The organism is Psychrobacter sp. Choline-02u-9, from assembly GCF_002836505.1.
In the GTDB taxonomy this organism is placed as follows: domain Bacteria; phylum Pseudomonadota; class Gammaproteobacteria; order Pseudomonadales; family Moraxellaceae; genus Psychrobacter.
Genome location: NZ_PJBF01000042.1, coordinates 147932 through 172173, shown reverse-complemented (window position 1 = coordinate 172173; position 24242 = coordinate 147932). Strand labels below are relative to the sequence as shown.

The following is a 24242-nucleotide window of genomic DNA, read 5'->3' as shown; positions in this document are numbered from 1 at the left end:
ATTGCTAGCAGCATTTCTTATTATTGGTATTTTCTTCGCTAGCAGTCAAATACAGTGAATTGATCTAGAGCTATCGAGAGTTATCGAACCCTATCAGCGCTCGCTGGGCAGTTTATCTTATTATCAGTCATTTATCCTGCCCTATTTTAGAATTAATGCCGCCATACCTTCAACAATAAACCATAATCGAGCTATTTTGTATTCAACGATAAATATAAGACGCTACTATAAACGGGTTTAAAAGTATTTAAAGAAATCTGCTTGACCTTACCATGATGTCAACCTATATGCTGTCACTATAGATTTGAAAATAAGATTAAAAATATAGTTAAAAACGACAGAGGTTGTTATGAAAACAAAAAATACTAAAGCCCCTATTTATCAAGAAATACTGAGCATTGAAGGCATGAGTTGCGCGTCTTGTGTTGGGCGTATCGAAAAACAATTAAAAAATATTGAGCATGTTGAAAATGCCGAGGTAAACCTTGCCACTGAACAGGCGACTGTTTACTCATCTCAGCCTTTAGATGTAGCCCAGTTAAACAAAGCGGTAGAGCGCGCAGGTTATAAGGTGACTGAAACCAAGCCTATCGAGCTATCTATAGAAGGCATGAGCTGTGCCTCTTGCGTTGGACGAGTAGAAAAATCCTTGGCCAAAGTCGCTGGCGTGCAACAAGCTACTGTAAACCTTGCGACTGAACGCGCTTGGATTAAAGGCGATGCTCAAATACAAACGAGCGACTTAATTGAGGCCGTTAAAAAAGCGGGCTACGAGGCCAAACTGGTAGAACAAGATCAAAGTGATCGACAAGATAAAAAAGCCTCAGAGCAAAATCAGCTTAAACGAGATTTAGGGCTTTCTGCGCTGTTGTCACTGCCCGTATTCATTCTAGCAATGGGCTCGCATATGATTCCAGCCTTTCATATGTGGGTAGTGAATAACCTCGGCACTCAGCAAAGTTGGCTGATACAGTTTGTCTTGACCACACTGGTACTACTCTTTCCAGGTCAACGCTTTTATCAAAAAGGCGTGCCAGCCTTATTGCGTTTTGCGCCAGATATGAATTCGCTAGTGGCGATTGGTACCGTCGCAGCATATGGCTTTTCTCTCATAGCGACCTTTATCCCGCAAGCGTTACCTGAAGGCACGGTGCACGTCTATTACGAAGCCGCTGCTATGATTGTGAGCTTGATTTTATTAGGACGCTATTTTGAAGCAAAGGCTAAAGGTCGTACTTCTGGGGCCATTCAGCATTTAGTGGGCATGCAGGCAAAAACGGCCCGTGTACATCAAGATGGCAAAGTCATTGAGGTCCCTGTAGAAGATGTCACCGCACAAATGATCGTTGAGATTCGCCCAGGAGAGCGTGTGCCTATCGATGGCGAGGTGGTTGACGGTCACAGTTATATTGATGAATCTATGATTACTGGTGAACCTGTTCCTGTGAAAAAACAAGCAGGCGATCAAGTGGTCGGCGGTACTATCAATCAAAACGGTACCGTGAATATTCGAGCAACGGCCATTGGTGAAGATTCGGTATTGGCGCAAATCATTCGTATGGTAGAACAAGCCCAAGGCTCTAAATTACCAATTCAAGCATTGGTGGATAAAGTCACCCTGTGGTTTGTACCAGCGGTGATGTTTTTATCAGCATTGACCTTTATAGTTTGGTTGATTTTTGGCCCTGACCCTGCCTTGACCTTTGGCTTAATCAATGCGGTTGCCGTGCTCATTGTGGCCTGCCCTTGTGCAATGGGATTGGCCACTCCCACCTCTATTATGGTCGGTACGGGTCGTGGCGCCGAATTGGGTGTGCTATTCCGTAAAGGTGAAGCGCTACAAATGCTTCAGGACGTGAGCGTGGTTGCCGTTGATAAAACAGGCACATTGACTGAAGGCAAACCTACGTTAACGGATTTCCAAGTCCAAAAAGGGTTTGAGAAAGAACAAGTCCTACGTGTGGTGGCATCGGTTGAAGCAAAATCTGAGCATCCAATTGCCTTAGCCATTGTACAAGCCGCAGAACAACAGAATATTCAACTGCTGCCTATCACTGACTTTGAGGCGATGACAGGTTTGGGTATCCAAGCAAACGTGGCAGGCCAAGTGATTCATATTGGCGCGGATCGTTATATGCAACAATTGGGGCTTGATGTTGCGCCTTTTGCACAAGATGCGCTACGTTTGGGACAAGAAGGTAAAACCCCACTCTATGTATCGATTGACCAGCAATTGGCTGCTATCATCGCCGTTGCCGACCCTATTAAAGAGACGACTCATGCCGCCATCGCCGCACTACATCAGTTGGGCTTAAAAGTGGCCATGATTACAGGTGATAATCGCCATACCGCCCAAGCGATTGCCACAAAATTGAATATCGATCAGGTAGTAGCAGAAGTATTACCTGAAGGAAAAGTGGATGCAATACGCCAGTTGCAAGAGCAATATGGCCGAGTGGCATTTGTTGGTGACGGTATCAATGATGCCCCTGCATTGGCTCAATCTGATGTTGGATTGGCCATTGGTACAGGCACAGACGTGGCGATTGAGGCGGCTGAAGTGGTGCTAATGTCAGGTAGTCTGCAAGGCGTTCCTACTGCGATTGCCTTGAGTAAAGCTACCATCAGTAATATCAAACAAAATCTGGCTTGGGCATTTATTTATAATATTGCCTTGATTCCGATTGCCGCAGGTGTCTTGTATCCCGCATTTGGTATCCTGCTCTCACCCATTTTTGCGGCAGGCGCCATGGCACTGTCTTCTATTTTCGTATTGGGTAATGCGTTACGCCTCAAGTACTTTAAAGTATAGTCAGCGAACTACTAAACCGCTACAGAGTAAATATAGAATCGTAAAGGATATCCATATAGGGTTTAAACATTAATGCTTAAGCCCTTTCTAGGTTAGGAGGAAAAATATGAATATTGGTCAAGCATCCAAAAAATCCGGCATCTCTACCAAAATGATTCGCTACTATGAACAGATTGGCTTGCTAGAAACAGTCAATCGGTCGAACTCAGGTTATCGCTTGTATTCTAAAGACGATATAGACGACTTATGCTTTTTAAGACATTCTCGTGACTTGGGATTCTCATCCAAGCAAATGAAAGAGTTACTGTATTTGCGCAAAAATGCCAACCGTCAGAGTGCAGATGTTAAGCAACTGACACAAGAGCATATTGAAACGCTAAACCAAAAAATTGCCCAATTGCAAGAGATGGTCAATTCGCTACAGAACTCTTTTGATCATTGTGCAGGCGATGATAATGCAGACTGCGCTATTCTGGATGATCTTGGGCAAGCTAAATAGAGCTCTTAACGAGCATCTCCTAATGTAGAAGGCGTTAAAATGTCAGGTCATGCTGTTTTGCACAACTAAAATAAAAGTAAATATTCATACTGTTCAAGTATTGACGGTCAGCTTAGTGCCCATAGTAGTCGGTGGTAACACAGTCATAAGTTGTGAGTATTATCTGGCTCAAATGTGTAGTGGAGCAGAACCGAGAAAACTGTTAGCAGTTCCGCTTCAAATGCTTGTTATATCCCGTTTTTAATAGACTCTACTTGTGTGTTTAATATATTCCGCATCATTATAAGCGAGAACTTTACGCCATCTTTTTCGGAAAGAATCTCGCTTAAATATATTTTTTTATCATCATATTGTTCTGGAAAATTGATACTTATATATGTCATTTTTTTCTTCTCAGCTTCCCAGAATCTATACTTTATTTCGGTATGACCAGCGTACTTTTGGAGAAAGCGATCAATGGTTAACCCTTCTTTTTGCCAATTTACTAAGCCTTTTGTTAACCAAACCTCATTCCAACTCTCAAACAAGGGAAAGTGAGCAAAAGTATTTCTAATAAATTTAAACAATGGGCCACCAATTTCAGATTCCATTGGAGGTCTTTGTTTCTTAATTGCCTCAAGAACATACTTAAAGGGCTCATAAGCTAGTAACTCTGCATAAACTGAAAATAGGTTAATCACTTTGCTAAAACGATACCAGTCTTCTTGTTCCCAAAATGAGTCTTCAATTATTTCATCGGCAAGATCATAAAACCTATTGTAAGCAAGGCTTAAAAAAACTTCTTCTTGTGATGTAGGTCGCAAATTCATGAAAGAGAACTCCTAGAAACATAACGCCGGGTTAAACTGCAAAAAACGTGTGTTAGCATTTTGAGCGAAGCCGAACCAACTTTTTTATTTCCGTTTAAACTGCTTGTTATATAAATGTATTAATCATCGATCTTCAGGTTTTGTGTGTTTAACTTTTGCTGAGAACTCTTTAAGTTCTTCAATGCTATATTTGGTATGTACTCTTTCAATTGAAGGAGGCTGATGGTTGATACTTAAACCTATACGTCTAGCCATTTTAGGTCGAATAGGTCGAGGAACAAAACCACCGCCACAATTTGGGCATACATTTTCTAGTATTTCATTTACACATGTGACGCAAAAAGTGCATTCGTATGTGCAAATCATTGCTTCGGTAGAATCTGGTACTAAGTCTTTATCACAACATTCACAATTAGGTCTAATTTCCAGCATATATCAACTCCATTTTAATTCACCTAGGGCTTAATTCTTGGGTTGCAGAGCGCAATTCGTGTTGCAGCCCATAGCAGTTACTTGTCATATTTTGATGCCTACCAATTAATGATTAATGGCAAAACTGGTCGTAAGTCTTCAGATAATCCACTACGCTTATTATCAGGAGATCTCAACTTTCTTGCTAGCCCATTATTCGATTCTTTACTATCACGTACGTATAGTATTTCGAGAATTTTAGCCCGCGCCTATGCGGATTAGACTAGCAGAAAATCTAACTAGTATGAATTGATTATAAAATTTCTGCTTAGGCTATTATTTTATACTTCCTACTTTTATCCTCTCAACCAAGAAATCGACGGCGGCTTTTACCTTAGGCACTAGATAGCGCTGCTTTTGATACAGCAGATATACGGCCATATCAGCATGCTGCGTGATTGCTAATGGATGCTCAAATTTAATCTCTTGCAATGCCCCTGACTCAAGATATGAGGATAGTGCCCACCTTGTTGACATCAAAATCCCTTCACCATCACAAGCCTTTTTGGCTAGCCATGGTCCATTGTTTGAAATTGCCACTGCTGGCCCTGAGACATCATGCCACTGATCGTCCACATAGCAGAGCCAAGGCGTTGGCCCGTTTGGTGCTTTGAAATACAGGCCTTTATGTTCCTTTAATGCCATCACATGACTAGGTTCGCCATGCATCTTTAAATAACTGGGCGACGCAACCGGTATAAAGCCATTGTCCATGAGCCTAATAGCAATCACGTGCTCATTTGGCGCATAACCACCGCGAATCGCAATATCGACATCGTCACGTCCCAATGCGGATAATTCATCACTGAGACTGACATCTAGCACAATCTCTGGATACAACTCACCAAACTCATCCAACAGTGGTAGCAGTATTTTTTCACCAAAACCCACCATAGAGCTGACGCGTAACCGTCCCATCGGCGTCGTTTGATAACTGCGTACTGTTTCTTTGCTTTGCTCGAGCCGATCCAATATTTGCTGCATATCGTCATAATAAACCTGCCCTACTTCGGTCAATTTAACGATTCGAGTCGAGCGCTTTAACAGTGTCGCGCCCAAGCTCTTTTCTAAATCAGATACTCGTCTTGACAGTGAGGATGGTGGCACTTTGAATGCATTTGCTGCTTTAGTAAAACTGCCCGTTTCTACGACTTTGCTAAAATACTTAATGGCACGTAATTGATCCAACTGACCTCTCCATTTAGATGAATATGTGAGCATTTTCGCTTTATTATTGTCTTAAAAGCAATAGTGATTCACGTTATTCCTTATATATAACCACATTAAAACCAGTAATAATGTGTTTAACTTAGGGCGTGCTTGATATTCGACCATGGCACTGACAGAGACTATTTTTTGCCACTTCATTGTTAAAACATAGACGCTTAGAATGACTAAACTTACTATTTTTAACGTCGAACTGTCTAAAAAATAGTCCTGTCTCCTTCTGTTTATATTGGAGCTGATGCTAAAACTGCCCCATACTGTGTTGTAAATCTAGTTAAGGCACGAGCATTACCGTCGTTTTACGCCTTGTCTGGAACCGTTTTAGCAATCAGCAGTGCCTATTTGTGAATATCAAACACGCCCTAAACGTTGCAATGAAAACACGATTAAAAATAACTTTTACGTCAACAATGGAAGAATGACTTATGATTACTTTGCACGGCTTTGCTGCAAGCAACTATTACAACATCGTAAAACACGCTCTTTTATATAAAGGCATCCCATTCCAAGAGGACCTTTTGTACGCTGGTAGTGATGATCTACTCACCGTCAGTCCAGTGGGTAAAGTACCTGCGATCACCATGCCGGACGGTTTTAATCTGTCGGAATCTAACGTGATTTGTGACTTCCTTGAAGAAACGTATCCTGAAAAGCCACTATATCCTGCCGATGCAGCAAAACGCGCGTCTGTACGTCAGATTATGAAAATAGCAGAGCTATATTTTGAGCTACCAAGTCGTCGTCTAATTCCATATGTATTTTCTGGTACTCAAGCACCTAACGCAATCAAAGAGGAAGTTCGTCAAGTATTGGGCCGCGGCATTATTGCTATGAATCGCTTATGTCAATTTTCGCCTTGGATTGCAGGCGAGCAATTCACCATGGCTGATATTTACGTGCATTACGTCAATACTATTGTCAACGCTTTTGGCGCGACTCAGCTTGAGTGGGATGTACTGGCAGAAGTGGACGGCATGAAAGAATGGAACAAAGCCATGAGTGAAACCGAGATTGCAAAAAGTGTTCAGGCAGATAGTCAAGCAAACATGCCTGAGTTTATGCAACACGTTAAGGCTCTAATCCAAGCCGCAAACGCTAAATAACTTGTGGCAATGTGGCTACTAAAAATGAGCCACATTAAGAAAATTACTAAAATTCAATAACCTAAAGAACGACCAATGCCGTAAAGGGATTGGTCTAAAAATCTAACTATTTGCAGGAGCAAATCTTATGACCGATAAAAATAAACAACTGGTTTCAACCATCAGTGATGACAACAAATTAACCCTGTCTTTAAAAGATATCGAGATGCCGCAACCCGGTGCTGACGAAATTGTCGTTCGCATGGAAGCCATGCCATTGAACCCTTCTGACTTTGGTGTGATGTTCAGCGCCGCTGATATGTCAACCGCTGTACAATCAGGCACTGATGACAACCCGATCATTACTGCTGATGTGCCTGCGAAATTCATGCCATCACTCAAAACTCGGGTAAATAAAGACACGCCTGTCGGCAATGAAGGCGCTGGTACAGTCGTCGCCGCAGGCTCATCAGAAGCCGCACAAGCACTCATGGGCAAAATGGTTGCGGTGATTGGTGGCGGTACATATCGTCAATACCACTGTGTCAATGTAAGGAGCTGCATAGAAATGCAAGACGGCACGACAGCTACCGAGGCTGCATCGTCTTTTGTAAACCCGCTCACTTCACTGGCAATGGTCGAAACCATGCGCGCTGAAGGCCACAAAGCCATCGTACATGCAGCAGCCGCTTCTAGCCTTGGTCAAATGCTAAACCGTATCTGTATGGCAGACGGTGTTGATTTGGTGAATATCGTACGTAAAGACTCGCAAGAAAAGCTATTGCGCGATATGGGCGCAAAGTATGTGGTGAACTCAAGCAGCGAGACGTTCCTTGCTGATTTGACCGCCGCGATTACTGAAACAGGCGCTACGATTTCGTTTGACCCTATCGGTGGCGGTAAGCTCACCAGCGATATTCTAAACTGTATGGAAGCCGCTATCACTCGTGACGTAGAAGAATACAGCGTCTATGGCTCAAATACCTTTAAACAAGCTTATATTTATGGCGCCTTAGACCGTGGTCCAATCACCTTAAACCGTAACTTTGGTTTTGCGTGGGGTGTGAATGGTTTCTTATTATTCAATGCACTTGGCAAACTTGGTAGTGAAACGGTTCAGTCCATGCGCAAACGCGTGGCAGAAGAAATCACCACCACCTTTGCGAGCAGCTATACGCATGAAGTGACGCTAGAGGAAGCACTACAATTGAAATCAATCGCCGCTTATGGCAAACAGGCGACTGGTGAGAAGTACTTGATCAAACCTCAAGCTTAATAATTGTTTGAAGCATAATATAGAAATAAAAAAAGCAGATATTCTAGGATGTCTGCTTTTTTGTGCTTGATTGCTATAGCAACGTTTATTTTAGAGTCGAATAATATTTATTCATTGTAATAATTCTTCTTTAAGTTTCTATTATGAAATATTTTTTAGCGTAAATTTCTAATCAGAAAATTGTTAATACCTAAAGGCCATGACATCTTTTATACTTTTTTCCACTTCCGCAAGGACATGAAGCATTACGGCCGACTTTTCGTTTTTGCTTTGGCTCTAACTTTCCCTTAACGGCATGATCGGCTCTAGATTTTATTTGCTGATTCATCCGTTTCGCATCTTCAAATATGAGCATATTTTCTTTAGTCTGCTCCACTGGAACATTAATTTTTAGAGGTTGTGCCGCTTCATAAACACCTCGTTTACCAACTTTAAGTAGTACCCCTATTAGGTTTTCTACTTTAATCGATATAGCAACAACACTTGCTTTATGGTTTACCTTCTCCCATTCAACTTCATATTTTGAGTTTTGCATCCAGACAAGAATTGGATTAGCTTCCCCACCAAATGCGAAATAGCGAGCTGGATGCTGTTCGATAGTTTTGTCTAGATCAGTAAGGTATTTTGCAAAGTTATTACGTGCTTCCTCACCAAAATCTCGAATTAGGCTATCGACAGAGAGCCATCCTGGTTCACGAGAAATATCAAGTGCTGAAAGTACCTTTAAAACCACTTCAGGAAATTCTTGAGTAGGTTTTGAGCTTGTTTCCCATTGTTCACTTGCGAAAGCGCTGTCTACAACGTCACTCATCCCATTATATATTACTAAACTAGCATTTTCGTCCTTAGACTGGTCAATGATATCCTGATCAAAGCGATTTTTAGTTAGGTAAGCTCCTAGATGATCGAATTCATCGAAAAGAAGTCCTTGTTTAATGCCTGCAATTGCTTGTCGCACTTCCATATAATGTGCAAATACTCCAGGAGTAGGCAACATACGTCTTAGAACAAAAAGGTCATCAATGGAAATCGAAACAAAACTATATTGCCCAACCAGTGGTTTTACTTGGGGTAAGTTTTTAGAAAATGATGAAAATGGAGAGAATGACTCAACTGTTAGCCCAATGGGGATCATTACACGATAGTCTGAATGACGGAGTTTTCCTACTTCCTCATATTTTCCATTTATTAGGTTGAATAGTGGGACTTCGTCAGCAGATTTTAAATATTCAAAGAAACGTTCACACTGCTTGTAAGCCTTTATTATCAAATCTTTTATAGATTGTGAATGGCGCTTAAAATCAAGTTCAGGTGAAGCTATGCTCGCAGCTGCGCCAGCTTTAGCTTCAACGAGGTAAAGTACATCATCAATTAAAACTAGGGTATCGTTTTCAGCCCATTGTTTAGTTTTGGGGTCTTTATAATAGACTTCTTGATAGATTACTGCTCCACTCAGTTGTTCAGCAAGTATTTCGGGGAACGCAGCTTCACTCATTACTTTCTGTCGTTCTTTAAAAGCTTCTTTGTAATCAGGCTTCTTTTGCAACAAATTAAAAAGAAGCGAACGGTACCCTGCGTCCCGGATAAAACAAGGATCTACAGCATAATAGTCTTCACCAAGTTTGATTAAAGGTTTTTTACGAGCAGGTAATGTCCTGTAAGGTGTGCCGGAAAAATCACCTTCACTGAAGAAATCAAGCTCCTCACCACGTGAGTACGCCAAATCTGCTAAAAGTTCTGAAGGTAGTTTTGTATGTCTACTGACATTGGATATACCACCTCTTAGCATATCATCCACAGCTAAGCCCGCACTTTTCGTTTGTTGAGCGTTTGCTTCGACCCATTCTTCCATAGCATCTTCGAGCGGTTTATTCTGCTTTTCAGCGAAATCTTGAGCAGCTTGAAACTGCTTCATCATTTCTTCAATAGCATTAGCCTGGCCTACACGCGTTGCATTGGCTAACTGTTGAAACCCCTCAGCAATTTCAATAGCTCCAATACCATAAATATCTTTTAAAACATCATCATGTGGTGCAAGAACATATTGATAAAACTCACCTTCTAACACCTGATAGCGATTTCCTCTGAGCATAAGCCAAGATGATTTGGCCTGAAATTCAATATCCGCCGTATTAGAACCGAAGTCTTTATTCTGAGTATTTATAGAAGAAACCATCGCAAAACACATGGATTTTTCTCGTAAATTTCGACTAAGTGCAAATAATTCACCGCATTTTCTTTCATCAAACACCACATATTCTTGGGCTACATCAGAAGCAAGAACCGCATGCACGTACTCTAATAAGAATTGAATTTCATTTTTTTCTTTATTTTGAGTATCGGAGCTTAGTTCTGGCGAAGTGGTATTACTGTTCATCATCATAAGTTGGCCATAAATGTACCCAAGCAGTTCTTCTGGTGGGATCCCATTTATTAAAATACGTATTTTTGTAGCAACCTGCTCCATCTCCTTTAACAGGTTAGCGATTACTTTTTCTTGTTCGATATTCATCACTTTCAATCCTTTATAGGAAAAGTAGAAATTCAGCGCGATACAACGTTGATGAGGATTTGTAAAGATAAGCTCACAAATATCAGTTTAATGATCGAAAAAAGCACTTGCTCAATACTAACAGTTAGTTATAACCAATATAATTCCGGCATTATCAATCTTAATATTAAACTATAAGAAATTAGTATTACTGGTTATTCTCTAATATCATTCTATTTATATTCAATAAAACGTGGAGGGTTATAACTAAGATATATTATAAAACCATTACCCACCAGATTTGCACAAAACCCGTTACCATTCAACCCATCGTATTTACTCGCAATTTATATAAACGTTATCAAAAAAATCTTGCGATAGCGGTGTCAAAATTGGACAACCAAATACCAAGAGCCATGAATTAACATCACTAACAAACCTATAGTTGCATCTGACGCTTATTACGCCTAGTATTTCGCTCCTTTAAATAACTCTATTTTTAACAATAGCACCTCCATAGGTTTGTCTACTCACAATAAAGAAGGATTCGTTATGCCAATAAATACAACCACAATTATTGATGGTGGCATGGGACGAGAATTGGCGAAACGTGGTGCACCGTTTCGTCAACCTGAATGGTCAGCACTGGCAATGATAGAAGCGCCAGAGATCGTTCGTGATGTACACCGTGCTTATATAAAGAGCGGCGCGGCAGTCATTACGACCAACAGTTACGCCCTAGTACCCTTTCATATCGGCGAGGAGCGTTTTGTGGCGCAAGCACAAGATTTGGCAGCAGCATCAGGCGAAATGGCACGTGCAGCAGTGACGCTAGAAGGCGCAGCAACCAAAGTAGCTGGCTCTATCCCGCCACTATTTGGCTCCTACCGTGCAGACTTGTTTGATGCTGACCACGTAGAAGATATCGCCACCCCACTAATCAAAGGTCTAAATCCGTATGTCGATTTTTGGCTCGCTGAGACTCAGAGTCTAATCGCCGAGTCTATCGCTGTTCGTGAGCTACTTAGTACGCTAGATACAGACAATAAACCGCTATGGGTAGCTTTTACTTTAGAAGACAGTATGGATATCGATGTACCACGTCTGCGTTCAGGAGAAACCGTCGAGGAAGCTGTGGCAACGATGGCTGCTCTCGATGTCGAGGCGATACTCTTTAACTGCTGCCAACCTGATGTCATCGAGCAAGCACTAGATGTCGCACAAACTGTACTGCAAGCAAAACAAGCGCAGCATATCAAACTTGGCGCTTATGCCAATGCTTTCCCGCCGCAACCAAAAAATGCTGCGGCAAATGATACGCTTAATGAAGTACGTGATGATTTGACCCCGCCTGCCTATCTGCTCTGGGCACAAAAGTGGCAAGCACAGGGTGCTTCATTAATCGGTGGCTGCTGCGGTATTGGCCCTGAGCATATTCAGGAATTAAGCCAACATTTCACTGCTACTGCCTAGACATAGGCTGATCTGAACATAGAAAATGTAAGATAATTAGATCGTTGAGTTCATCATGCTGACGACCATCGAATGTTATTTAATGGTCGGCATGTTGCTGGTCATGGAGCTATGCTGTAAACGTATCGAAAAATTCAGTAGCAGCTACAGGCTTGAATGAAATCATTGACTAGCTTGTCATAAATATGCGTATTGTATTTTTAACAGCCTACCATTCCTACCGCTACCCTGAAGTCTTTCTACCCGTTTGTATCAGTAGGACACCACTTAAAATCAGTACCAACGCTATAATTTCTAAGCTGGTGATGTCCTCTCCAATTACAGCGCCAATGATGACAGCAACGACTGGAGCAATATAAGTAGCACCAGCAGCCCGCACCGAACCCAACGTCTCGATAATAAAATAATAAATCAAAAAAGCAGCGCCAGTACCCAAAGCACCCAGACCAAGTATCGTTCCCCACATTGCCCTAGTATCTGTCGACAGCTGGGTTATACCATCGAAATCGATGAGTATCGAAAGCGTTATGACAGCCAACCCCACTTGCCAAGTGGCTAACGCCAGTGGCGGCAACCTCAAAGGAGACAGATAGCGCCGCGCATATACAAAAGACGCACCCACACTCAAAGATCCTGCCAACATCCACAAAACGCCAACGAGAGAGACACCAGTAGCGCCTTGCCATGGTCGCGCACTTAATGCGATACCAGCAAATCCTAGCGCAAGTCCAATCGCCATTTGCTTGGTCGGACGCTCATCAGGTAAGAACAGCGCCGCGCCCAAAAAGGTAAATATAGGGATTGAGCCACTTAATAGACCTGCAATGCTACTGGGCAATAGCGCCGTACCTGCGACAAATCCATAATAGTAAAAAGACGTTGCGAGCACTGACATCACTATAAAGTGTGGCAAATGCTGTAACTGCGCCCGAGTAATTACTTTGCTGTGCCAAGCAACTGCAACCAACGGCAAAAACCCAAATAGCAGGCGTAAAAATACGGTTTGTGAGGGGCTGATTAGAGCCGTCGCCCATTTCATAAAAATAAAATTCGACCCCCAGGTGATACCGAGGAGCACCAGTGCAGCGTATGCTCGAAACATAACATTGGCCTTAACAAATAGATGAGCTGCTTTTTTCAAGCAGCTAGCGTCGATAGTGTTTTATTGCTTGTACTAACAGTCTGGTATTAACTATCTTGTATCAATAGGCTTGTATTGATTGATTCGTTACACAGAGCGAATGACGCCACCATCAACCCGTATATTCTGACCAGTGATGTATCCGGCAGCTTCAGATAATAAAAAGGCAATCGTTGAGGCGACCTCTTCAGATTTGCCATAACGTCCCATCGGCACACTCTCACGTCGCTCATCGACTTCAGGCAAGCTATCAATCCAGCCAGGCAAGACATTATTAATACGCACACCTTTTGCTGCATAGTCATCTGAGAAAATCTTGGTAAAAGCGCCAAGGCTGGCACGAAAAGCCGTTGACGTAGGAAAAAGCGCAGTCGGCTGCGTTACCCAAGAGTTAGATATATTGACGATAGCACCGCTACCCTGTGCGACCATGATTGGCGTGACCAAACGAATTGCACGTACCGCACTAAGAAAGTAAACCTCTAGCCCTTTATGCCAATCCTCATCAGTGATGTCTAAAATAGGTGCGCGCGGGCCGTGACCAGCAGAGTTTACAAGCGCATCAATACGTCCCCACTGTTGCATCGCCGAATCGACCAAGCGCTGCACATCTTCATTAATAAGGTTGGAGCCAGTAACACCAATGCCGCCCAACTCTTTTGCTAAAGCCTCACCTTTCCCAGAGGAAGATAGAATAGCGACATGATAACCATCTGCTGCAAGTTTGCGAGCAGCGGCAGCACCCATGCCTGACCTGCCTGCGGTGATAAGCGCCACTTTTTTTGTCGTTGTAATATTATTCATCTGTCTTTCTCCATTAGTTATCGTTTCATTTATCATAACCAATAAAATCAGATTCCTAACATCGTAATAAAAGATGCTAGACTATAGAAAATCTACAGTCTAGGAAAACAAAGTGTCAAACAGCCATCGTACATTGCCACCGCTCAATGCCTTACGTGCATTTGAGGCTGCTGGGCGTCATCTTAATTTTCGGGCGGCGGCGGATGAGCTGTTTGTAACACAAGGCGCGGTCGCTCAGCAGGTAAGAATGCTAGAGGAGCATATCGGCTTTCCTTTGTTTCAAAGACTACCAAGAGGCGTAGCGCTCACCAGCCAAGGTTCTGTTTACTTTGCAGAAGTCACACGCGCTTTTAAGATTTTAGACAAAGCAACAGCTCAGCTACTCAGAGAACCTAAGACTGTCACTATCAGCGTGACGCCGACTTTTGCCACTAAGCTATTATTGCCGCGATTATCGGCTTTGACTGCGGCGGCTCCTGATGTCGAGTTGCGTACTGTAGCGACTGAATCCGTTGCAGACTTTGACCGTGATCAGGTAGATATCGCGGTACGCCTGACGCGCCCACCATTCCCTGCAGCATTTGATACTCAGCTGCTGTTCAAACAAACGCTCGTAGCTGTAGCCAGCCCTCACCTAATGGTCAATAGAGAACTACCCATATCACTTGAAGCGCTACAAGAGATGCCATTGCTCCATGACTCACATCATCATTGGCCAAGATTTTTTGGTACTACAGGTAAGTTGCCCGGCGCTGTATTTAACCAAACGGCATTAGCTTTAGATGCAGCGCTAGCGGGTCAAGGCGTTGCGATTGCTTGTCAGGCTTTTGTACAAGCGGATTTGAATGCAGGAAGGTTGGTTCAGGTGAGCGAGTCAACGCTAACAGTCGATCCAGATTATTATCTCGTTCGCAAAAAGAGTTCGTCATCATCATCAACTGTCGACGCTGTCTGGAACTGGTGTGTCACTCATTTAGCACTGGCTTAACACTGGCTTAGCACTGATTTTATTTAGTCAGACCTAGCTAGTTAAGCGTCAATATAAATAATCTAATCTCAAACTTATTAACGTAATTAGCTTCTGAGGCTAACTACGATTTCAGTCGTGCTTTTCTATCCAATCACAGTCGTGCTTCAATATATTGATTCAGACCTCTCTGCTTTTCTCTCCTCGTCTTTTTTCCTCGTTTTATCCTTTTACTAACTACCCTAACTCAAAAATAAAACACAGTTACCTACCCCCTTCTCAATCAAAAAACGCCCTATTTTTACGCGATTAAAATACTAAGTTTTTATGTCACATTACGTACAACTTACACAGTTAATTTATCACAAACAATTATCGGCTAAATCATTACTTAATTCTGTATTAGTATGCATTGGTATTCATTAAATGACTGAAGATACAAGTACTTACATTACCCATAAGCATACTATTCTTTATATAAATTTCACTTGTTGTACATGCTTAAGGACCAGACATGACTGCTAACACACAAGAAGCTTTGACTAGCGCAGCACTCAGTTTTCAGTTGATGACGCGAGCTGAGCCTCCAGAGTTGGTTATTGCCACGATAAAGTCGTTATTAGCAGTAAAAGAAGCGCGCGATGAGATATTGATTATCGATAATAATAATAGGGAGACGTCGTTATATAAGCCATTAGCAGCATTTTGCCAAAGCTTAGACGTTAAATTGAACGTCCATTTTTATCATATTGATCGTGTCGAAGGATTCAAAGCGGGTGCTTTAAACTTGGCACTTGGGTTAATGTGTCCAGACTGTAGTCACATTGTGGTGGTCGATAGTGATTACCAAGCATTACCACATGCTAGAGCCTCTATTACGCAGGCTATCGCTCAATATCCTGAGTATACCCTACTGCAGTTTCCGCAGTTTTATCGTAATGAAGGACAGCTCGATGCGCATAGCGAGTTGAATCACTATTTCAATCATCATTTGTATCGTCCTTTTAATCGCAATCGCGCCTTATCAACGGGTACTTATGCAGTCATTCGACGCTCAGACCTTTTGAGCATAGGAGGCTGGTCAGGCGCTTCTATCACTGAAGATGCTCAGATGGGCGTGCTTATGCATCGACAAGGTTTTCGCAGTCAGTTTGTGCCAGAAGTTATTGCCACAGGCTTACTACCTAACACGCTAGATGACCTAATATGTCAACGCCGACGCTGGATCTACGGCAATATGCAAGTGCTCACGGATTACTTGTCAGTCCCGTACAACTCTCCATTTCAACATGTCTCGCAATCTAAAAGTATGGATGAACGTTTAGCATATATACGCGCTCATCTGTCTCAATTAAGTGCTTGGGCAAACTTCACGGGGTTCTTTATCCTTTTGCATATCTGCTCATTATTGGTAATGGTTGATATGCTTTTAATAAATAACGCTGACGTGTCGATGCTTGCACCTTTATATCTGGTTTATGCAGGCTACACATTTTTTATCCTTAGACGTCTATGGGCTTACTGCCGTGATCAATCGCCTCTCAATCAACAAATAGATGACAACCATCAGCCGCGTTTTAGCAGAAAGATACGTGCATGGTTGATGCATTTGAATTTTTGGGAAATTGGCGCGTTGTCATGGCTTCCTGTGCTGTGGGGACGAGAAAAACCTTTTGTCTGTACGCCAAAACAAAACTATATCCAAAATCGTCATTCCTTATTCCTTAAGAATATAGCGGCGTTACCAAAACTGCTGTTGGTGCTAAATATCATTACAGCCATAGTTGTAGCGCCATTTTCACCGCTCTATTCGCCAGTACTATTTATATGTGCAGCGGCAGTTTGTATTCTTAAACTAAGCGCCGCCAAGGTCGCAATGGATAATTTCTCTGATGCTCGAGCAGATATATTAAGTATGAGTAAGGTTCTGAGACAGACTCTAAAAGTAGCCCATGAAAAGAAGACGACTATCACGACATCTTATGCGACGTCTTTATTTAAAGATAAAAAGACCATCGACTCGTAAGAATCAGTACTTATAAAGATAGCGGTTTATATAAGCCAATTTTGAAACAAGGTCATTCTATTGTCTTTTATTGTTTCTATACTAAGTTCCCTATACGCCACTCTACTAACCAAAACGCTTATAGCCATGATGCTTATAACTATAAAGGTCTTAAAAACATGATTAGGTCTTCGAATTCACCGCTACGTATTGCCATTATTGCGCATTCACTGTATCCCATTGCCCAGCCTTACGCGGGTGGTCTAGAAATGATTACCCAATTGATTTGTGATGAGCTAGTGGCGCAAGGTCATGAGGTATTGCTTTACGCTCATAAAGATAGCGAGACGAAAGCAACGCTGGTGCCATTATTGACTCGTCATGAGTTTAACAAGATGGTCTATGATAATGAGCATGAAACGGTCGCCATGGGCCGTGAAGAGATGTACCAATATCTCACCTATCAGATAGCCCTACGAGATATTATCGAACGTGATGAGCGCGGTGAGATTGATATCGTACATAACCACAGTCTGCATCATATTCCGATGATGACAGGCCAAGCATTTGGCGAAAGGTTTTTTACCACTTTTCATACGCCTATTTTTCCACAGTTACGTTTGGCACTTTTGACGCTACGCTCTGGTACAACCACTCAGTTTACAGCGATTAGTAAACATCAACAGCAGTTATTCGCTGAGTTTGTTCCCTCACAAGTGGTGTATAACGGCATCGATGTCGAATCCTTTACTGCCAATACAGAATCGCTTGGCAATACTAATGGTAGCGATGACGAGGTGTATTTGTGGTATGGACGCATCTGCCCTGAAAAAGGCACTCATTTAGCCATGCGGTACTGTATGGAAGCTGGGAAGAAACTTATCATAGCAGGACCTAAAAGCAACGAAGACTACTTTAATCAAAAAGTAGCCCCTTTATTATTTAAAGACAGTAAGAGTGGCGATGACAAACTATTCAGTTACGTAGGTCATGTCACCAAGGACGAGATTAACAATTACTTATGCCAAGCAACTGCCATGCTATTCACCAGTACTTGGGACGAGCCATATGGATTGACCTTGGCTGAAAGTTTGGCATGTGGCACACCAGTGATTGGTTTCGATGCTGGAGCCAGTGCAGAAATTATTACTCCAGAGACAGGAGTCATCGTACCTAAAAAAGACAAAGCCGCCTTTATCAATGGCTTTGCTACGATTAAAAACATATCACGCCAAGCCTGCCGTGACCGTGCTTTAGAGTTTTGTTCAGTGTCAGCCATGGTAGACGGCTATCTGGAACTTTACCGAGCAGCGTTAAAAAATAGAACTGCGTTAATAGAAGACAATTCAGTAAGTTATATCAACAATATCAACAGCTATGAGCTCTCTGATTTAACAAAAGACTCCCTGCAGTTTTTCAATCAGGCCATTCAAGCACCAATTGAAACTGATAATGATCTTGTTAGCTTTTCTGAGGGATCGTAATGATGCGTATTGGATATTATGCTCATCATCACGGCTCAGGACATTGCCGACAGGCAGACAAACTGGCTGCATTGCTACCTAATGACGCAAGAGCGCAATTAACGGTATTTACGAGCTTAGATATAGATAGCTATCGTTTTACCGCTATTGATGAACAACAAATCGTACGTTTAAATGCAGAAGATGAACGCCCAGATGACATACTAGCAGGTCGTGCAGGAGAATATTGGCAACCAGCCAGCCTACATTACTCGCCCGTAGGCAATGGCGACATTCAAAAACGCAGTCACCAAATACTAGACACTATCTTTCAATGTAAGATTGATCTGATGATTATCGATGTCAGCGTCGAGGTGGCAATGCTCTGCCGTGCGGCAAGTATTCCTTACCTTTACGTTAGGCTTCCTGGTATTCGCGATGATGCGCCACATTTGGGTGCATTTGCTGGTGCGCTTGCCTTACTAGCACCTTATCCTAAAGCATTAGAGTCTACCCAGACATCTGAGTGGGTCTGTGATAAAACGCTCTATCTTGACTTTATCTACTCTCAAAAAGCTGAGCCATATACTTATGAGAGCTTTATAGATATTTTGGCAAAATTAAGCGTGAACAATGAAACTTCTGATCTTAAATCTACAAACCTACCATCTATCGAAGCTCAATTAGCATACAAGTCCGAAACTACAACACCTATTATCACCGTTATTAAAGGCTATGGTGGACATAAAGCGATTGACGAAAAACTACCGGAGTTGCGCTCACTGCTACCCAATGCATTAATTGTCTCTCTCGGGCCTATAGACGATGACAAACGATGTTATGTCGATATCTCAGCTGAGGTAGATGACGTCACACCATTTATTTGCCATAGCGATTATCTAATGATGGCCTGTGGCCTAAATGCTGTCGCGCAAGCGTATCATTACGATACGCCGCTCATAGTAGTGCCTGATGACAGACCTCATAATGAACAAGCGGTCATGGCTGAAGCGTTAGTCGCTCAAAATAAAGCGCTAAATTGGCAGCAGTTTAAAACCTTAATGAGCGTCAATGATGGTCAATCTGAATCTATTGCCCAAACAATTCATTACCGAAGCAAACAACACCCCACTACCTCGGTTGATAGCATTGAAAAAAATAACAGTGAGGAAGATAGCATTGAGGAAATCAACGCAGTTACGCCAATAGCTGCTCAAGCGTTTATGCATAGCACCACTGATTATCCTACTACTAATCTTTGGTTTGAAAACTGGTTGCTTCCTCGACTCAACTTAATGCCCGAATCAACAATTAAATACTGACTTATTAAAAATAACAGGCAACCTGATAGCGAGGTAAAGACAAGCGATGACCATTCAGCCAACGAATAACGCTAGCACAACTTCTGATACTGTATCGATGACCGTCATTACGACTTGCTATGGTCGTAATCGTCATCTCTACAACCTACTGAGCAGTCTAGAAAATAGTAGTGTAAAGCCAGCCGAAGTCATTATCGTCAATGACGATGCCGATCCCAATCGGTTAGCTGAATTTTCACTAAATATCGTGAAATTACCAACTACGGTTAAATCAGCTGTAAATGATGGTGGTGATACTACAACTACAGAGTTTGATATCGGACATAATCGCAATCTTGGAGCGTTGCAGGCAACTCACGATATGCTGATTTTTTTGGATGTTGATTGTATCGTAGCGCCTACGTTTATTGAGCAAATGTATAAGAAGCTTCTACAATATCCTAGTGCGCTTTTGATGGGTCAACCGCGCTATCTAACGCGACCATTATCAGTAGAAGAAAATGCACAATTAAAAATCAATCATCTGCCTTTGTCTCTTTTAGACGAGCTGTCTGTCTATAACCCTTATCGTTATAATTTTGATGAAGCTGACTCATATCCTACTGAAACAGAGCAAACAGCCATCAAACAAACTGATGATTACGGTGCATTTTGGAGCCTATGCTTCGCTATCAAGCGGCAGACTTTTGATAAAATTGGCGGTTTTGACACCCAATATACAGGTTATGGTGCAGAAGATACCGATTTTGCCTTTACAGCACGTCGATTAGGTATCAATTTTTACCTTACTGCTGATATCGCTTATCATCAGCAGCACAGTGTCTACCGGCCACCTCTTAATCATCTGGACAGTATCATTGTCAATGCCAATCGCTTCTATCAAAAATGGCACTGTTGGCCCATGACAGGATGGCTGTCCCAATTTTCCGATATGGATCTGATTGATTGGAAAGAAGAACAGTCATCATTGATAGCCGTCCGACGAGAGCCTGACGATAACGAGATAAAGCGCGCTCATTGCCCAGACGCTCCTTATGTTTAACTATTTCTAGCAATTTTTAGCTAACGAAAACTTAGCTAATCAATATTCTAGTACCGATGAATAGTCACTCCTTTAGGTAGTCGACTCATTTCCTGACGTTCAAAATCCCAATTATGACCATGCCAAAAGTGAGCAGTTTTATCATTGTCATTGAAGCCGATCATTAATATCTCTAATGGTAGTTTTGTCTTTTGAATATGGTGTAAGTATGCTCGAGCTACCAGCATCAGCCGATATAACAGAAAACCTGATGAGGGTGCTGACGAATGAATCTCGGTAAAGCATGGATAGTCAGCAACGACTTTATGATGCTCTGATAGCACACTGTGATAGGTAGGGCTTGATAATAGTTTTTGCATGTTCGAGGGAATATCTAAGATGCGATGAGCAGTGGTAGGATCGTCATTAGGGCTTGGATCATCAGCTAATGTTGGAAACTGATAAGGCTGGTTGCTCGTCAATATCCCTAATGGCGCGGTCTCTGCCATTTGCTCCACCACTGATATATGATTGCTTCTAGGCGGTAGGCCAAAATGCAGTTTACTGTCACCAATCTGACGAAAAAACAACAGCTTAGGCAGTAAACTAGCTAGCTGATGGCTAGCAAAAAAATCAGCGTGAATAAAGTGATTAAATAACACTAAGACATCATCGGGCTGTAACAACATCTCAAGCTGCGTCGTGGTTACAGCAGGATTATTTGCAATTAGAACAACTCGTTTAGCTTGCTCTAGTGCAGTCTGTATAACGACTGGTAGTGTTAAGAAAGCAGATTGCGCTGTATTTATGTCATTAGATATATATTCGCTATTCTTTGACAGCGCGATACTCTGTTTGAATATTGGTTTTTCTGTATTGGACTCTATATTAGACATAGCAACCTTAGTTAATGTGAACTTTTTATTGCTACTTTAGCATTATTAGCGATTTTTATAGAAAAATTGACGATGTTAGTATGCCTATTGCTTTTGCCTTAAATAAGTAAAGCCCTTAAAACTTATACTTGATCAAATTTTTTCACGCTTATATATGAAGCCTTCTTCGTCATAAATTTGATAAGTAACATCTAATAACGTTTCCAGTAATCCAGACTTATCAAAATGTCTAACACTCATCACGATTGGCGAAGTTAATATCCCCTCTTCAAATGGGATATAGGTTATCTCTTGATGACGTAAATGCTCAAGTGTCTTTGGTACGATAGTCAACCCTTCTCCTGCTGCTACTAACCCTAGGGCAATATGCAATTCACGTACTTCCATGAAATAATTCGCCTTCAAATTACGATTTTCAAATAGTTCTAATACGTAATCAATGAAACTGGGCCTCGGTGCTGTTGGATAAAGTAAGAGGTTTTCATTTGTTAAATCGATCAAGCTTAAACTGTCGCGTTTTTCTTTTGATAATGGGTGTTCGATAGGAACAGCAACTACTAAATCTTCCTCTCTAAGCACCATTCGCCTAATAGAAGCATCTTCAAATAATAACCTGCCAAAACCTACATCTATCTTACCTTCTGTCAATGCTTGCATTTGTTGCCAAGAGTTTAGCTCATACAATTTAACTTCGATATTCGGATGAACTTCTCTGAAACGGGATATTACTCTCGGCAATATGCCATACAATATAGATGATACAAAGCCTATTGAGAGCGAATTATCAAAATTTCCCTTACGAATAGTCATAGTACGCAGATCGTCTGATTTTTTTAAAATTTGAATAGCATGATCATAAAAAAATTCGCCAGCCTCAGTGAGTTTCAAGGGACGATTCTCCCTATCGATAAGCGTAACGCCAATCTCTTCTTCCAACTGTTTTATCTGCCGGCTAAGTGGTGGCTGCGAGATGTATAAACGAGCAGCTGCTTTATTGAAGCTTTTTTCTTCTGCCACGGCTATGAAATAGCGTAAATGCCTGAGTTCCATTATTCTTCCTTGATTGACTTCCTATTGTTTCTATCCTAAGTCGTTCTAATTTCTTCCCTTTTATCCATCACCTACTTCATATACAAAACATCCATACCTAAAGAACATAACATACCACCTACCTTTCGACAAAATACCTAAAAAGTATTAAAAAAAGACTAAATAGGTCTTAGACATGTCGATATTTAACACTTATAGTTCTTATTAAGCATAAGGAAGCCAAAATTTTATACTAAGGATAGATATGATTCGTTCAATTAATACTTTACTAGTACCAATACCTACTATTCGAGCGCATAAACTGGCTTGTACCGTGATGAATGAACAAGTATTGGTTCTGGTGCATATCCAAACCGAAGATGGCTACGAAGGTTGGGGCGAAGCAACGACGATTGGCGGCTTAAGTTATGCTGAAGAAAGTCCTCATAGTATCAAAACTAATATCGATACTTACTTTACCCCTCTCTTGATGAAAGAAAAGCCTACAAGCACAGCAAAAGCAATGCAGCTATTGAATACCCACATCAGCGGCAATCGTTTTGCAAAATGCGCGATTGAAACTGCTCTACTCGACATCGAAGGCAAAAGACTCAATCTACCTATCAGCGAGCTCATCGGTGGTCGCGTCCGTGATCGTATCGAAGTGGCATGGACGCTTGCTAGCGGAAATACTGATACCGATATCGCTGAAGCTCATCAGATGATTGAACAGAGAAAGCATCGGATTTTTAAATTAAAAATAGGTAGCAACCCTATCCTTGATGATGTCGCCCATGTGTTAGCTATTAAACAAGCTTTACCTGATTGCCGCATCACCGTTGATGTTAATCAAGCATGGACAGAGCTTGAAGCTATGAAAGGTATTAGTCTGTTGCAAAATGGCGGTGTTGATTTAATCGAGCAACCAGTATCGATGCGTAATAAATCAGCGCTAAAGCGTTTAACTGAACACTTTGACGTGGCTATTATGGCTGACGAAGTCGTGCAAGATCCACATAATGCGTTCCAATTGGCAACGGATCATTGTGCCGATGTCTTTGCTGTAAAAATCAATCAAGCTGGTGGATTAAAAGCTGCATGCTTAATCGGACAAATGGCACATCTAGCAGGTATCGAGCTTTATGGCGGGACGATGCTTGAAGGACCTATCGGTACGGCAGCATCCGCCCATGTGTTCTCGACATATCCAAGTCTCAACTTCGACACTGAACTCTTTGGTCCTTTGTTATTAACTGACGACGTTTTAGCACAGCCTCTTGATTATCAAAATTTTGGATTGAGTGTACCTACGGGCGCAGGCCTTGGTATCGAAGTAGATAGCGATAAAGTCTATCACTACGCCAAACAAGCAGTCCCTACGTTACCTAAACCATCAAATCCATAATTCTCTACCAACGCTCAAACTGAAACGCTGTAAAAGTCAGCCAAATTAT

The 24242-nt window shown here is 41.9% G+C and carries 19 protein-coding genes; 11 read left to right on the top strand and 8 right to left on the bottom strand.

Going from position 1 to position 24242, the window contains the following annotated elements:
- The first annotated feature begins 349 nt into the window (after positions 1–349).
- Both CXF69_RS04325 and cueR read left to right on the top strand, forming a co-directional pair.
- On the top strand, positions 350–2812 hold the full coding sequence (locus CXF69_RS04325) for a heavy metal translocating P-type ATPase (RefSeq protein WP_101204532.1): 2463 nt from the start codon (positions 350–352) through the stop codon (positions 2810–2812).
- Positions 2813–2918: 106 nt separating this feature from the next.
- A complete protein-coding gene (cueR, locus tag CXF69_RS04320; RefSeq protein ID WP_101204531.1) occupies positions 2919–3311 on the top strand; it encodes a Cu(I)-responsive transcriptional regulator in 393 nt (130 codons plus the stop codon).
- A gap of 227 nt (positions 3312–3538) precedes the next feature.
- Here cueR and CXF69_RS04315 read toward each other — a convergent pair whose 3' ends face one another.
- The 3 genes from CXF69_RS04315 to CXF69_RS04305 form a co-directional block, all read right to left on the bottom strand.
- Positions 3539–4120 (bottom strand): hypothetical protein, encoded by a 582-nt coding sequence (locus CXF69_RS04315; protein ID WP_101204530.1) that lies wholly within the window; start codon positions 4118–4120, stop codon positions 3539–3541.
- Between the two features lie 123 nt (positions 4121–4243).
- On the bottom strand, positions 4244–4552 hold the full coding sequence (locus CXF69_RS04310; RefSeq protein ID WP_101204529.1) for a DUF1272 domain-containing protein: 309 nt from the start codon (positions 4550–4552) through the stop codon (positions 4244–4246).
- 315 nt (positions 4553–4867) lie between these two features.
- Positions 4868–5779, bottom strand: coding sequence for a LysR family transcriptional regulator (locus CXF69_RS04305; protein ID WP_101204528.1), 912 nt, complete (start codon positions 5777–5779; stop codon positions 4868–4870).
- Positions 5780–6243: 464 nt separating this feature from the next.
- On the opposite strand from CXF69_RS04305, the gene CXF69_RS04300 reads away from it, so the two are divergent.
- Complete coding sequence (locus CXF69_RS04300) at positions 6244–6921, top strand: glutathione S-transferase family protein (protein WP_101204527.1); 678 nt, start codon at positions 6244–6246, stop codon at positions 6919–6921.
- Between the two features lie 127 nt (positions 6922–7048).
- Positions 7049–8176, top strand: a complete 1128-nt coding sequence (locus CXF69_RS04295) for a zinc-binding dehydrogenase (protein ID WP_101204526.1) — start codon at positions 7049–7051, stop codon at positions 8174–8176.
- A gap of 190 nt (positions 8177–8366) precedes the next feature.
- Here CXF69_RS04295 and CXF69_RS04290 read toward each other — a convergent pair whose 3' ends face one another.
- Entirely contained in the window at positions 8367–10688 is a 2322-nt protein-coding gene (locus CXF69_RS04290; protein ID WP_101204525.1) for a YecA family protein, read from the bottom strand.
- Positions 10689–11219: 531 nt separating this feature from the next.
- Here CXF69_RS04290 and CXF69_RS04285 point away from each other — a divergent pair.
- Positions 11220–12140, top strand: coding sequence for a homocysteine S-methyltransferase family protein (locus CXF69_RS04285; RefSeq protein ID WP_185156580.1), 921 nt, complete (start codon positions 11220–11222; stop codon positions 12138–12140).
- Positions 12141–12363: 223 nt separating this feature from the next.
- Here CXF69_RS04285 and CXF69_RS04280 read toward each other — a convergent pair whose 3' ends face one another.
- Together CXF69_RS04280 and CXF69_RS04275 are read right to left on the bottom strand one after the other, a co-directional pair.
- A complete protein-coding gene (locus CXF69_RS04280) occupies positions 12364–13242 on the bottom strand; it encodes a DMT family transporter (protein WP_101204524.1) in 879 nt (292 codons plus the stop codon).
- Between the two features lie 126 nt (positions 13243–13368).
- On the bottom strand, positions 13369–14085 hold the full coding sequence (locus CXF69_RS04275; protein WP_101204523.1) for an SDR family oxidoreductase: 717 nt from the start codon (positions 14083–14085) through the stop codon (positions 13369–13371).
- A gap of 112 nt (positions 14086–14197) precedes the next feature.
- On the opposite strand from CXF69_RS04275, the gene CXF69_RS04270 reads away from it, so the two are divergent.
- From CXF69_RS04270 to CXF69_RS04250, 5 genes are all read left to right on the top strand, one after another.
- Positions 14198–15073, top strand: coding sequence for a LysR substrate-binding domain-containing protein (locus CXF69_RS04270; protein ID WP_101204522.1), 876 nt, complete (start codon positions 14198–14200; stop codon positions 15071–15073).
- A 493-nt stretch (positions 15074–15566) separates the two neighbouring features.
- A complete protein-coding gene (locus tag CXF69_RS04265) occupies positions 15567–17078 on the top strand; it encodes a glycosyltransferase family 2 protein (RefSeq protein ID WP_101204521.1) in 1512 nt (503 codons plus the stop codon).
- Positions 17079–17236: 158 nt separating this feature from the next.
- Positions 17237–18541, top strand: coding sequence for a glycosyltransferase (locus CXF69_RS04260; protein ID WP_101204520.1), 1305 nt, complete (start codon positions 17237–17239; stop codon positions 18539–18541).
- Positions 18541–19842, top strand: a complete 1302-nt coding sequence (locus CXF69_RS04255; protein WP_134292202.1) for a hypothetical protein — start codon at positions 18541–18543, stop codon at positions 19840–19842. The genes CXF69_RS04260 and CXF69_RS04255 overlap by 1 nt, the downstream gene beginning before the upstream one ends.
- Positions 19843–19888: 46 nt before the next feature.
- The gene (locus CXF69_RS04250) at positions 19889–20884 is read left to right on the top strand and encodes a glycosyltransferase family 2 protein (RefSeq protein ID WP_101204518.1); all 996 of its coding nucleotides are present in this window, start codon (positions 19889–19891) and stop codon (positions 20882–20884) included.
- A 47-nt stretch (positions 20885–20931) separates the two neighbouring features.
- On the opposite strand, the gene CXF69_RS04245 is transcribed toward CXF69_RS04250, so the two are convergent.
- Together CXF69_RS04245 and CXF69_RS04240 are read right to left on the bottom strand one after the other, a co-directional pair.
- Positions 20932–21759, bottom strand: coding sequence for a hypothetical protein (locus tag CXF69_RS04245; protein WP_101204517.1), 828 nt, complete (start codon positions 21757–21759; stop codon positions 20932–20934).
- A gap of 132 nt (positions 21760–21891) precedes the next feature.
- On the bottom strand, positions 21892–22809 hold the full coding sequence (locus CXF69_RS04240) for a LysR family transcriptional regulator (RefSeq protein WP_101204516.1): 918 nt from the start codon (positions 22807–22809) through the stop codon (positions 21892–21894).
- A 244-nt stretch (positions 22810–23053) separates the two neighbouring features.
- Between CXF69_RS04240 and CXF69_RS04235 the strand changes: the two genes are divergently transcribed.
- Positions 23054–24193 (top strand): muconate/chloromuconate family cycloisomerase, encoded by a 1140-nt coding sequence (locus tag CXF69_RS04235; RefSeq protein ID WP_101204515.1) that lies wholly within the window; start codon positions 23054–23056, stop codon positions 24191–24193.
- Positions 24194–24242: the final 49 nt, after the last annotated feature.